Below are 12330 nucleotides of genomic sequence, written 5' to 3' on the forward strand. Positions count from 1 at the left end.
GGCTTGGACTAGTGGTGGAGGCCCAGATTCTGATTTAGTCGAACTTCGCCACTTCGCTGCACTGTAATGGAAGGCATAATGGACCTGCTCAGGCCAATTTTTGCCTGAAGTTCATAGGGTACCGATTGCTGCCCTCTATTCGCTAATTCAGCGGCGGCGAATAGAGACCCCATCCAGCTCGCAGTTGCGTCTACCGAGATGTCATCCTGGCCATAGGGGGCAATGGGCAATAAGTTGTTTGAGGTTCCTGTCATCACTTTGTGGCCGGCAAGACTGAGCTTGTAGTAGATCCCGGAGAGGGGTAGCTCTTGGTTGTTAGGGTTGAAAATGCGCAAATGGATTCTGAAGCGTAGATCGCTGCCGACGGCAGGAGGAAGCGGCTCCAGCCCAATAATCTCAACCTCGGGCTGCTGAAAATTGGGCGATAAAGCGGCGCAACCACCCATGAATAGAGCGAATAATACGAGTAAGTTCAGTTGTAAAAGTTTGATCACTGCTTGTCCTTCATTTTTCTCTCTTCTGATAAATACGAGGTTGGTGTCCCAGCGCTTATTCCACGACCACCACAGTTTTATTTCTCTTGCTTGCTTATTGAGCAGCCCCTCGAATTGCTTCATTCTGCGATCCTGATGGATCGAAGAAGGTTGTTGCCTCTGTGCAAACTTTCCCATGGATTTCTACTAATGGAGACAATAGGTGAGCAAGTGGTTCATTCTTCTGACAACAATGGTGGTGATATTGTTCGCCAGCTGGAAATGGCTTTTGCTTCCGGCTATTGAAAAGTCGATGAACAAAGTAGAGCCTGGCAAAATTGCAGCGCTGTCACCTGAGGCTAAAGCACTACACCAAAGTCTATTGGTAGGTGATCTCCACGCAGATAGTTTCCTGTGGGCCAGGGATTTGAGGAAGCGAGCCGACTATGGTCATCTGGACCTTCCCCGGGCGCGAGAAGGTAACCTGGGTATCCAGGTCTTCACATCAGTTACCAAGTCTCCCCGGGGGCAGAACTATCAAAAGAATTCCAGCAAAGCTGGCGATAATATAACCTTATTGGCCATTGCTCAGGCGTGGCCAGTAAAGGCGTGGGGCAGCTTGTATGAACGGGCGCTCTATCATGCAGAGCGTGTTAATGCGCTACAGCAATCTGCGCCTGACCAAATACGTATCGTCAAAAGTGCGGCAGATTTACAACAGGTGCTTGCAGCAAGGAAGCAGGGCGAAGAGGTTTTGGCTGCACTCCTTGGCACTGAAGGTGCCCATCCTTTGGAAGGGAAGATCGAAAACATCGGCCACCTATACGATGCTGGATTCCGGGTGATGGGGTTGCAACACTTTTTTGACAATGAGCTGGGTGGCTCCCTGCATGGAGAAAGCGGGCAGGGTTTGAGCGCATTTGGCCGGGAAGCAGTGCAGGAGATGGAAAGGCGCTCTATTGTGATTGACGTCGCCCACTCCTCCGAGCAGGTCGTCCGCGAAGTTTTGGATATTGCCGAGCGCCCAGTGATTGTTTCCCATACCGGGCTTCAAGGGGCGTGTAACTCACGCCGGAATATCAGTGACGAGCTAATGAAGGAGATAGCGGGTAAAGGAGGCTTGGTTGGAATTGGTTTCTGGCCTGGTGCTGTCTGCGATACAAGCCCCAAGAGCATTGTTAAATCCATTCGTTATGCCATTGATACACTGGGCGTGGATCATGTCGCATTGGGGTCAGATTATGACGGCAGTGTAAAGGTTGCATTTGACGTAAGTGAACTGGGCGTGCTTACCGCAGAAATGCTTCGGCAAGGGTTTACTGAAGAAGAGATCCGAAAAGTAATGGGTGAGAACCTGAGAGATTTCTTCCTTACTCAACTTCCCAGTTAATATCATATAGGAAGGTTGAATTTAGATTCCGCAGCCTTCTCAACAGATATATTAGCGCTGGTATTTGATAGCTCACTGTTCTAATGAGTTTGTTATTACCAGCGCAATACTTGCTCGCATATGATTAAAATAAATTTACTTTCTGCACTTATCCAAACGCAATTTAAACTGGAAATTTATATCATATTTTGACCTTAACGTCCTGAAAAGCCAATTGAAATTAAGTGTAATCAATTTCCGGTTTACTTTTTAAAATGACTTAAAGCTAAAAAAGCCACAAGAAAATTGATAGAGATAAAACTGTAGGTGAGAAAAATAAAACATGGGCCGCGATACCGCGGATAGGCAAAAGTCCACTATCTCTAAAGAATAGGGAGACCTCCATGTTCAATCCGAAACTAACAGAAACAGAATTTCTATTGGATCAGGCAAATTACATCCAACCCGGTGTCCACAATGACGTCAGGCGCGGAGTTTGTTACGCATTATCCTACATGTGGGTGAGGCTCGGCTTGCAACCCGGCGGTCATATAAATATGCACCTCCAGGCAGGACTGCAACAGCGTTACCATAATACGGGAATTGGAAACGCCCTCAACAGAGCAACTCCAGGTATGTTTTTAAGGGCTGTTGGCGGGTCGACCACCACCTTTGGGCAGCCTATCTATACAATGCAAAGGGCAATTTCCGCGCAGCAGCAGATCCAGGGAAATGTGATGGGTATATCGTCAGGGTTAAGGACGATTTGTCGGACAGATGGGTATACCGAGCACTGTATCGCCCGTGGGCATCAGTTGAATCCATTTGAGCCTTTCTCCACATTTTTGCGATGGATACGGCAGGGGATGGCCCGCCTTAATCAAGGCTTTGCATTGATAGGATTCCTGGGCCCCAACAGCGGCCATGCAATTGCAATTCAAGTACAGAATGGTAATACCTGGAGACTTTTTGACCCCAATTTTGGTTCCTTTGTATTTAACGGATACAACCGCTTTAAGGCCGAATTACATCAGCTGGCTTTGATATACCTGGCGATGGGCACTGCTGGTGGAAGCTGGATGATTTCAACTTTTAGATAAGTTAGCGGGGTTGTTTTATTGTCTAGGTATCACAGGGTCGCTTAGGCGACCCTGTGCCTTGAGTTTAAGTGCAAGCGTATACTAGAGAATTTAGACCGCAGTAAAAGTCCTAATGAGTCAATTAGGGGGATTAGTCTGGCACTCCCAGTTTTAATATTGACTACTTGGCAGCGATGCACTCAATTTCAATTTGGGCGTCCAGCGCTAGGGACTCCACTGCAAAAGTAGTCCTTGCAGGGTAGGGGGAGGCAAAAGCTTTCTGGTAGATGTTGTTGAATTCAGGGAAATTTTTGATATCTGTTAAAATGACCGTGCATTTAACAACATCTTTCATTTCGTAGTCGTAGCGCTCTAGAGTTTGCTTTATGTTGTCTAGAGTCTGTTTGGTCTCCGCAGCGAATCCCCCTTGGGCTAACCGCTTAGTCTCCGGTGAAAGCCCTATTTGGCCAGAAAGAAATAGCTGGTTGCCAACTTTTACAGCCTCTGAAAACGGTAGCTTTGAGGCTGATCCTGTTGGGTTCAGAAATTCAACCTGTTCAGCGTCCTTTGCATAACTGGCATTGGAAAGTGAAATAGCGAGAATTGCGAAAATTAACGTTTCTATGGGTGATGTCTTTATCTTCATGGGAATCTCTTTTTTGTAAGTTATGCATAAAAACACGGTTCACTGCATCTTGCGATTGACCATTTTTTACCCTTGGTGGGTACCACGCAAAGCTTGAAATGCTTCCTGGGATAACTGTGTATTGCAACTTATGAGTAGCCGCTTTCTCTTTGGTGAAGTATAACCTGCTAAATCAAGCTAATTGAACAAAGACATTAAAGGGCATATGTGCATATTAGGTGATGAATCTACGCGAGATCTGTATATAAGTTGTATGCCTTGAAGGTGGCGATAGATACGAAAGCTCTCTTGTACTCAGAGTAGCTCCACTCCACTGCTTACCTGAGTTTCGCACTTTACAATACTGGCTCGTTAAACAATAGCGTTCCGGGATACCTGAGTCCGGAGCGCTGCTATGCAAGTGCACTCTTTCCTCCTTAAACAAATCAGATTTTAGCGCTGTATTGAGTGGGCCGATTTCTTTAAATTGAAACCAGTTCACACATTTCATTTAAGGAAATATAGGTTTGCCAGAATTTTGTCCCCACTACAGTGTCTGGGTTCTGAAATGTGATAGCCCTCCCCAGCCCGTCACCAAAAGAGTGGTAAAGCTCGATGCTAAATGCCCCAAGCCCGCCCCTTAAATTGGCGTATAAATCACCGTAAACTGTTCTTATATACAGCTGTATGTATTGACAGTATTTTGATTTGACGGGTAATATATTCGTAGCTGCTTTGGTTTTTATGCAGCAACCATCCTTTCTTGAACCGGCCCCCAAGCCGGTTTTTTTTATTCTCATCCGTGCAAGCTATTTCATTTCTGGTTCTGGAGGCAGGTCTATCTAGTCCCGCGGATGTCCAATGAGTGTAGTAACTCAAGTGGTTTTATTTGCCGGGATTGATATTTCTCGGATGTCCGGTAAATCTGCTTGCCGCTTTCCCTGTAGTCTTCAAGGGTTATTCTAGATTGAAAACAGGTGAAAGCGTTATGGGTTTGATTGCCGCCAGCTGAAGTGGCGGTGGGGTAGAGCGGCAATCAATATTAACGAATACCTTCTTGGTGTGGCCTTGGTCGACGGCTGCGTCCTTTAGTTCGAATCGGGCTCCTCATATAGGCTAAGCGCCTGTATTAAATTCGCTAGACTGCCGAGAAAACGGTAAGTGTAACCACAGTGTAATAAATGCTTTTCATCTTACTTTCCCAGGTACAGGTGATATTTGGCTTCCTGCGGTGAGAAAAATCCCGGTCGTAAATGGCGATGTCGTGTTAGTTGTCGTGGATCGGTAGCCCGGCTGGAAAATCTTTGATGGGTGGCGGGGCGCTCTCTAAATGTGTTTCTTAATCCGGACAGGGAAAGTTGGGAGCCGGTAACTTATAGAACTCTGCCCAGCCAACAAAAATATTAACTGCTGAGGTTCGTATTTATAAAGGGAGGGGGTGCCGGCTCAAAAAGCCTATATCGTAAGGTTTATAACTGTGAAACTATAAGGATCTAGTGGTGCCCGGGGCCGGACTTGAACCGGCACGGCCGTGAAGCCGGGAGATTTTAAGTCTCCTGTGTCTACCAATTCCACCACCCGGGCAGATCCTTTGCGAGAGAGGGCGATGTTTAATAGTTGCCCTTCATTCTCACTTTCATTGCATTCAACAGGATACTGCAATGAAGAGGAAAATGGAGGCTAGGGTCGGAATCGAACCGGCGTACACGGAGTTGCAGTCCGCTGCATGACCACTCTGCCACCTAGCCTTTTTATCCGCCTTTGGCGGAAAAGAACGCTGCGAATTCTATCTGATAAATCTGAAAAATCCTAGCGTTTTCTTATACTTACGTGCGTTTCGCTGTGTAAGTGGGCGCCATTTTAGGGACTCTAGAGGATTAGTCAAGCATTGTTTTCATCAATGTTGCAAACAAGTGAAAAAAAGTAGGAAAAGTTACCTTCTGATGGTGGGGGAGGGCTGTAATAACTTTTAGCGCTGGTGCTCAAGAACCTATTTCCATTTGTTCTAAATTAATCTTCAGGTGTGCTGGCAATCTGTGACCTGTGTTCGATACTGTCTTTATCTGGCTAACACATCTCCCCCAACGTGTTTAGTAATGCTGGTAGGGTGGCTCACATGGCTGCCACCCGGAAGCAAGGATGAAATCCTCCAAGTTTCACTCCTAATGGTCTTGGCCCTGACGCTCTCCCCCCCCGTCGTCAGGGCTTTTTTTTGTCTGCTATTTACTGGAGCCTTTTGTCCGGTCTGTCAGGTTTTCTGTGGCTAATGCATCCACGGGTCTACCGGCTGCTTTCTCAGACAGGGATCTAAACCTTTCCAGAGTCACTTCACCGCGTGTTCGAGCCAGTTCTCGTGCGACGTCATCAATACTTGCCTTGCCATTGCTGGCCTCGCGAATCTCTTTATCCAGTTGCTGCATTACCCCGGCCGCACGGGCGGTAATGGGGCCGGACGAGCGTTCGACTAATAGTGAGGGAGCCTTCTTACCCCATTTAATCAGTTTATCCATTGCCTCCTGATAGCGGGTTTCACTGATGCCACCAGTTCGCCTTAAAATCTCCAGGGAGTAAAACTCAGCCAGTCCCTCTACAATCCAATCGCTCTCATCGTCGCCGTGAATTCCAGTGCCCACATGAACTAGCTCGTGGATCATGCTGCTGGTGCGGTTGCCGCTGATCAATGGTCGATCAGCATGCATATATAGAGAGCGTGTCCCCGACAGTCCACCGCGCCACATGGGGTCGTCAGCGGTTACGATCAATAGATGATCAGGGAAGAGGGGGAAGATTTTATTGAGCTCTGGCAGGTTCCAATTTAGGAAGGCCAGGATGTCTTGCCGCCGAATGTTCTCATTTTTAGGGCCTGCAACACGGGTTTCAGTGCCGGCAATCATATCCTGCCGACTGCCAATTTTCCCTACAATCATCCAGCCCTTGGGTCTTACAAACTTACGCTTGGGGTCAGATAACTCGTATAGGTTATCTTCGATCTCAGGGTAGGGTAGGGCCGAATACCATTGGTCAGGAAGTTCCAGCTTAAGGCGGGCGGTAGAGCGGCCACGGCTGGTTGCCGATACCGGTGGAATCAATTTATCGCTGCGGAGAATTGCCCAGTCTTTGGTGATCCGTGAGTCGTAGCCACCGTTGCTGCGCTGGTTATTTATGACAAAGCGGTACTTGAGGACGGGGTTCTTCCCTTCGGGTTGCCAGGTTGCTTTGTCGCCCTCGATCTTTAGTGGGGTGTCACTTTCCAGGTCCTGATAGCGGCCAGAGCGCAAGTTTAGAACGAGCTTACTTGGCATATCATCACCGCTGAGCGCCATTTCCACCTCAGCCAGCTTGGAGTTGGGTGAGATCTCTGCACTGTAAAGAATCTCATAAGCCTGAACAGCAGGGGATAGAGTGGCGAGTAATAGCGGCAGTGTTAGTAATCGTTTAAGCATCATTTCTTCAGCGGGAAATCCAACAATTAGTCGTTTCGACAGTATCTAAGCCTACAGGTGCCCTTGTGTCACCTTCAAGCAAACTGGTCACAAGCTAGCCAGTTATGAGGTGACAGTTTTGTGCCGTCAGGTTTCATTGGATTGGTTTCAGATATGTACCATTTAAAAAGAATACACTTACAAAGTCGTTATCATATAACGGCACATATTAATGAGCATCTCCCGTATAAGTAAACAAGAAGATAGATATGGGTGGCCCGTCACAAACATCTTTTGAGAGGGCTGGGTTAGTGGGCAGGCATGCTGACTAAGTGGGAATTGAGCGCTACGAAGAACAAGACCGCAGCATAGCTGCGGTCTTGAAGAGTCTTTTGCAGTCTAACTAATGATGGCGACAGAGCTACCAATATCTGATTGCACGGGGATCAACGAACTGCATACCGTAGGCGCTCAGGGCAAATCCATCTGGAAAACTGCTTACCATTGGTTGCTGGGGGTTAACCGCGGCTATTTCGGAAGGGTAATAGCCTCCCGGCACAAACTGCCCCTGCCAACTGGGTGTAGCTTGAGGGGGGTAGCCCTGTAACGGACTCATGGTAAATCCAGAGTATGGAGTGGCTGGGGAGGGGCCTTGCGCGGTTGCGGCATGAGTACCCGCGGCCCTTGCTTGCTCTTTAGCGGACTCAAAAGCGGAGTTGATACCGAAAAGCTTGGGAACACCTGCGCCAACTCTCTCTGCCCCGAGGGGCATTGGTGCGGCCAAGGATTGGATCAGTTGGAATAAGGCGGTCACTCTGGATACATCTTTCTGCCGGAGCGCACCTTTAAATAATGGATGGTGGGCAAGTAGTAGTGCTGCCAAACCGGTAATATGCGGCGCGGCCATTGATGTACCTGACTGAACATCGAAGCCTTTGTCAGGCACAGACGAAACGATACCCACACCAGGTGCGGCAACAGAAATTTCCTGGCCGAAAGCGCTAAACCTAGGAACAAACAGACCGTCGGCTGATGCTGTTGAGGGTATTACTGTTTGCGCTTCCCAGGAATCTTTGGGGAATTCATTGAGCATTCCAAGAGCGCCTACAGCCATAGCATTTGGGGATCTGGCTGGATACTGGACTGCCCCGCCATTGTTGCCTGCGGCAACTATACAGGCGATACCATGTTGGACCGCTTCCTCGATTTGCTGCTCAACAGCCTCTGATGAATCAGAGCTGCCCAGGCTCATATTTACCACATCAACGCCGAGCTCTATGCAATGTGAGAGCGCATCAATCAAGCTACTAAATTGCCCGCCGGGGAAAACTTTGAATACATAGATTTCGGCCTCAGGAGCAAATCCGCGTATTGCCTCGGAGCCAGAGGGTTGGCCTGTAATAATTCCCGCACAGTGGGTTCCATGGCCGACGATATCTTCTACCCAGCTATTGGTATCGTAATTATTGGTGACATCGATACCATTCTTTAAATGGCTCAGTATCGGGTGCTTATTGTCCGCACCGGAATCGATGATTGCGATTTTGATACCTTTGCCTGTGTATTCATCGGGTAGCTGGTCCAGGCCCATGTACTTTTGACCCCAGCCATAGGAAGCATCATTGGGGAAGTTAGGTATGGCTTCGCTTAGGGGTTGGAGTTTCACCAGGTTCACACCGGTGAGCGACAGGGAAGGGCTGCGAATATATTTGTTCCAGAAATCTTTGGCGGGACGGATCAGAAGTGATTTCACTTGAGCGCCGCCGCTTTGCGCAAAAATACTGAGCGCAACTTCCCCTTTATTGTTAGTGACCCCCTCCTGGGGAAAGCCCGCGCTTTCAACAATTATTTGAGCGTCGCGTATGGGCTCACCTTTTGCGCCGATAACGCGGAAGTGCACCTGCTGAGCCTGGACATGGTATTCGCGCAATAGTCCGGGTTGCTGTGCAAAAACTGCGGAAAAGGTCGGTGAATAACTCGCTTGCCCGTAAGAGAGAAGTGAGTCCAGTTCAACGGCGACGTTTGGTGGAGTGGTCTGGTAAAGTGCCGCAGCAGCATCCACATCCATACGGACTTTGTAAATATTGGTGGCCTCATCGGCGGAAGACAGCGTTTTTAGTTTTCTGCCGGGGCGTATTTCACGAAGCACCTCACAACCTGCCTGCCTGGCAATAGTGGAAATCACATGGTGCATTGAGCCCGAGCTCAATGGCTGCACGCCAATGGATTTAGCCATCAGGCTGCGGCGGGGTGAAATAAGTAGCTCGACTTTCTCTGCAACCTCGACCGAAGGTTCTCCTGCGGCCTTTTCTTGTCGGGATTCAGTCATGTTCATGTTCCTTCGCTTTCAGTGCGGTACTGATTTAGTACGCGTGTGAAACGTCTGAAAGTGGTGAATCGAGTGGGTTTCAGTTTCAGTTGAGAGGGTGGACAGGTTGATCCGGATCAATAATTACTTTGCCTCTCAATTTCTTTCTTAGGTCGTCGACGGCATCGGGTGTAGCCACAAGGGTGACGTTGCTTTTGCGCAAAGTAACGTCCTTAACATCGGGGCAATTTGAAGCTTCCTTCACCAGCTCCTCTAGCTCCAGAGTGCTAGCTGATACCTTACGATTGGGTACGGCTACATATTGCTCAAACTTCTTCATTTTCTTCTCATTGTGACTGCGCCATCCAAAATAGGGCAGGGTCGAACCCACCCCCAGGAAAAGGGGCGTGAAGCCCCTTTTTTTGCATTTTTAGTGCAGATAAGCCTGTTGCTGAAAGGCTGAGTTGGGTTGCGGCATTGCCTGATAGGGCAGTGGCTGCCCGATGCCACTCAAATTCTGGAGGGGTTGCTGAGGTGGTTGCGGGAAAGCCTGGAATGGCACCGGTTGGCTCAGTGGTGCAAAAGCCTGCGGGGGAACCGATCCATACTGCTCCGGAGCCACAGGTGCCAGTTGATTTACCGGTTGGCCGATGTAGGTCTGAGGAACGAGGTGTGGCGTGAATTGCGGTGCGGCCTGGTAGGGCAGCAGGTGGTTGAGGCGCGCCAAGTTGTTAAGGAGTTGACCTTGTTGAGGTACGCCAATGTAGTTGCCAAGAGCAGGTGCGGCACGACTAATCAACTCACCGAGGAGACCTTGCGGTGGCAGTTGCGGAGCGGCTTGATAGGGTAAGAGCTGCCCTAGTTGGGCGGCTGCATTGATTAGCTGTGCCTGAGGGTTATTGATGTAATTGGCCAAAACTGGGGCCGCGCGGTTTATCAATTCGCTGAGATAGTTTTGGGGGGCAAACTGATGAGCGAACTGAGGTGGAATTTGTGGAGCAAGCTGCTGAGGAATGTGGGGCGCTAACTGTTGTGGAAGCTGCGGTGCGGCCTGGAAGGGCAGTACTTGGGCCAATCCGCCGAGTGCATTGATCAATTGACCTTGTGGTCCACCGACAATGCCACCAACTACCGGGGCTGCACGGCTAATAAACTCTCCCAGCAATCCTTGTGGTGCTAACTGTTGAAGCGGTAGGTATGGCTGGGGGGGAGTGAGTCCGACGACCGGATTAATCGGAGGTACGGCATAGTTTTGTGGTTGTCCAAAGATCCCTTGAGCATATGCATATGGTTGGTACATGAACGTACTCCTCGAGTAGACCAATGACGATAGGGGGCTATCGCCCAGGTTATTTCATGGTTTACGGGTGAGAATTTTGGAGCTTGATAGAGCCCCGTTTTTAGGATCAGCCTGCTGATAATAAATCGGTAATGAGCTTTCGAGTTGTTGCATCTTGCGACGGACACTCAGCCGGCTGATCTGAGTATAGAGAAGCTTTTCAGAAGCACAGGGAAAGTTTGAAAAAAAATGGAGCGGGAAACAAAAAGGTAATGGGGGCGCAATTGTAGTCACCATTTTTCTTAAAATTCTGTAATTTTCCCAAAAGGAATATTTTTTAAAAAATAAAGTCTTACTCGGGATTTGCTACTTAAATGAGTGGTTAATATTCTTGTGGCGTGCAGGGTGCTGCTCCCTTGTGTTGGTGTTAGGGCTCGGGGAAAATCCCCTCGGGTGCCCGGTGAAAAATAGCGGCACTTGTAGAAATATCCGTAAATAGCGAACTGGAATTTAAAGGTAACTGTTTATATCGATGTCTTGGAAAAGCAGCTTAACGAGCTTGTCAGTTCGCTTTTATGTAAAGGTCTACTTACTCAAAATATCAAAAAACGATATCTAGCAGCTTTTCAATGTAATTTGCTATTGCCTCGCGCTGTATGCCCTTCTTGGTTTTTTCTGCTCCAAACTCTTGCATCCTCTGTGGAGAGCTTTGCATTTGTTTATACGTGTGCTCTCAAAACTAAAAGTACTTGATAGTCGTTGAAGATGCGTAAATACAAGAAGTGGATAGAAGTAATATCGGTATTTTTTTGGCGACCATAGTTTGTCGTATACGTGAAGAGGGTTTCAGAGAGTGGGTAGATTGGTGGAAAGTGTTCGACCCCAGGGAGAACAAGGGATTGGTTGTTAGTTGGCAGACTACATGGATGTGTCGGAGATTGGGGCAATTACTAGCAACCGTAAAGCTTGAATCTCCAATGTAGAAAGAGGCGCTTGGAGCCGGGGAGGTCCAGCTATAATGCGGATTAGACTGCCTTTGAGGACAACTCAAAGACCAGTTGTGTCGGCAAAATGACCTATGATGACATTCGCGCCAAAAATTACTTGATCTTTGAAAAATGGATGAGTAGTATTCGCGGCCTCGGTGAGTAGCGCAGCCTGGTAGCGCACTTCGTTCGGGACGAAGGGGTCGGAGGTTCGAATCCTCTCTCACCGACCATATAAAAAGAAAAAGCCCGCTTTTAGCGGGCTTTTTTGTGTTTATGATTTCATTCCTGGCAGAGCTTTTACTCTAAAGGTTTACATGGGTAATTACACAGCTGCCTTGAGGGTGTAGTCTCTTGGTTGTTTATCGGTATAAATAGTTAAGTCAGCCATACTCAAAGCCTCGTCGGTATTTCTGAAACCCATTCTTTATTTGTCCCCATCGCATCTGAATTTTGTAGTTTGCTTCCGCATTAGCCCCTGATTTGACGAAGTTGAATAGCAAGTGGTCTAAGGTGGGCCCCCAACAAGGTACAAGTAGGAGTTGCTTGCACTTTTTCCAGGTGCGATGTGCTGAGGGAAAGTAAGGGGCAATCTGAACGGCTTATCGTCAGCTCAAGCTAAAGAGTTCAGGCACAAAAAAGCCCGCTAAAAGCGGGCTTTGAAAATCTGGTCGGTGAGAGAGGATTCGAACCTCCGACCCCTTCGTCCCGAACGAAGTGCGCTACCAGGCTGCGCTACTCACCGTTTTTTGTTTCGCATCATTTGCGAAGGGGCGGCACTATAGCAGC

General features: G+C 48.4%; 9 protein-coding genes and 4 tRNA genes. 3 read left to right on the plus strand and 10 right to left on the minus strand.

Annotated elements, in window-relative coordinates; all coding sequences use genetic code 11:
• Positions 1–8 precede the first annotated feature (8 nt).
• Positions 9–617, minus strand: coding sequence for an LEA type 2 family protein (locus ACJJIM_RS08455; RefSeq protein ID WP_444912979.1), 609 nt, complete (start codon positions 615–617; stop codon positions 9–11).
• 79 nt (positions 618–696) lie between these two features.
• On the opposite strand from ACJJIM_RS08455, the gene ACJJIM_RS08460 reads away from it, so the two are divergent.
• Positions 697–1863 carry a dipeptidase gene (locus ACJJIM_RS08460; RefSeq protein ID WP_444905357.1) on the plus strand — a complete coding sequence of 389 codons (1167 nt, stop codon included), beginning with the start codon at positions 697–699 and terminating at the stop codon, positions 1861–1863.
• Between the two features lie 383 nt (positions 1864–2246).
• Positions 2247–2942, plus strand: a complete 696-nt coding sequence (locus ACJJIM_RS08465; RefSeq protein ID WP_444905356.1) for a YopT-type cysteine protease domain-containing protein — start codon at positions 2247–2249, stop codon at positions 2940–2942.
• 160 nt (positions 2943–3102) lie between these two features.
• On the opposite strand, the gene ACJJIM_RS08470 is transcribed toward ACJJIM_RS08465, so the two are convergent.
• The 8 genes from ACJJIM_RS08470 to ACJJIM_RS08505 all read right to left on the minus strand — a co-directional run bounded on the left by ACJJIM_RS08470 (position 3103) and on the right by ACJJIM_RS08505 (position 10576).
• Complete coding sequence (locus ACJJIM_RS08470) at positions 3103–3567, minus strand: RidA family protein (RefSeq protein ID WP_444912980.1); 465 nt, start codon at positions 3565–3567, stop codon at positions 3103–3105.
• 461 nt (positions 3568–4028) lie between these two features.
• Positions 4029–4346: a hypothetical protein gene (locus ACJJIM_RS08475; RefSeq protein ID WP_444912981.1), complete on the minus strand. Its 318-nt coding sequence runs from the start codon at positions 4344–4346 to the stop codon at positions 4029–4031.
• A gap of 697 nt (positions 4347–5043) precedes the next feature.
• A tRNA-Leu gene (locus ACJJIM_RS08480) sits at positions 5044–5130 on the minus strand.
• A gap of 90 nt (positions 5131–5220) precedes the next feature.
• Positions 5221–5294, minus strand: a tRNA-Cys gene (locus ACJJIM_RS08485).
• Positions 5295–5765: 471 nt separating this feature from the next.
• Entirely contained in the window at positions 5766–6992 is a 1227-nt protein-coding gene (locus ACJJIM_RS08490) for a hypothetical protein (RefSeq protein WP_444912982.1), read from the minus strand.
• A 397-nt stretch (positions 6993–7389) separates the two neighbouring features.
• Complete coding sequence (locus ACJJIM_RS08495) at positions 7390–9297, minus strand: S8 family serine peptidase (RefSeq protein ID WP_444912983.1); 1908 nt, start codon at positions 9295–9297, stop codon at positions 7390–7392.
• A gap of 85 nt (positions 9298–9382) precedes the next feature.
• On the minus strand, positions 9383–9616 hold the full coding sequence (locus ACJJIM_RS08500; RefSeq protein ID WP_282932693.1) for a hypothetical protein: 234 nt from the start codon (positions 9614–9616) through the stop codon (positions 9383–9385).
• Between the two features lie 90 nt (positions 9617–9706).
• Positions 9707–10576 carry a hypothetical protein gene (locus ACJJIM_RS08505; protein ID WP_444912984.1) on the minus strand — a complete coding sequence of 290 codons (870 nt, stop codon included), beginning with the start codon at positions 10574–10576 and terminating at the stop codon, positions 9707–9709.
• A gap of 1121 nt (positions 10577–11697) precedes the next feature.
• Between ACJJIM_RS08505 and ACJJIM_RS08510 the strand changes: the two genes are divergently transcribed.
• Positions 11698–11774: transfer RNA gene (locus ACJJIM_RS08510), tRNA-Pro, on the plus strand.
• A 435-nt stretch (positions 11775–12209) separates the two neighbouring features.
• Here the strand turns inward: ACJJIM_RS08510 and ACJJIM_RS08515 are convergent.
• A tRNA-Pro gene (locus ACJJIM_RS08515) sits at positions 12210–12286 on the minus strand.
• Positions 12287–12330 lie beyond the last annotated feature (44 nt).

It is taken from the genome of Microbulbifer maximicatervae (SeqCode) (assembly GCF_052467615.1).

Coding starts and splice junctions, on each gene's coding strand:
- ACJJIM_RS08500 (WP_282932693.1), bottom strand. CDS start 9,616: ATGAAGAAGTTTGAGCAATATGTAGCCGTACCCAATCGTAAGGTATCA.
- ACJJIM_RS08455 (WP_444912979.1), bottom strand. CDS start 617: ATGAAGCAATTCGAGGGGCTGCTCAATAAGCAAGCAAGAGAAATAAAA.
- ACJJIM_RS08490 (WP_444912982.1), bottom strand. CDS start 6,992: ATGATGCTTAAACGATTACTAACACTGCCGCTATTACTCGCCACTCTA.
- ACJJIM_RS08495 (WP_444912983.1), bottom strand. CDS start 9,297: ATGACTGAATCCCGACAAGAAAAGGCCGCAGGAGAACCTTCGGTCGAG.
- ACJJIM_RS08470 (WP_444912980.1), bottom strand. CDS start 3,567: ATGAAGATAAAGACATCACCCATAGAAACGTTAATTTTCGCAATTCTC.
- ACJJIM_RS08475 (WP_444912981.1), bottom strand. CDS start 4,346: ATGAGAATAAAAAAAACCGGCTTGGGGGCCGGTTCAAGAAAGGATGGT.
- ACJJIM_RS08465 (WP_444905356.1), top strand. CDS start 2,247: ATGTTCAATCCGAAACTAACAGAAACAGAATTTCTATTGGATCAGGCA.
- ACJJIM_RS08505 (WP_444912984.1), bottom strand. CDS start 10,576: ATGTACCAACCATATGCATATGCTCAAGGGATCTTTGGACAACCACAA.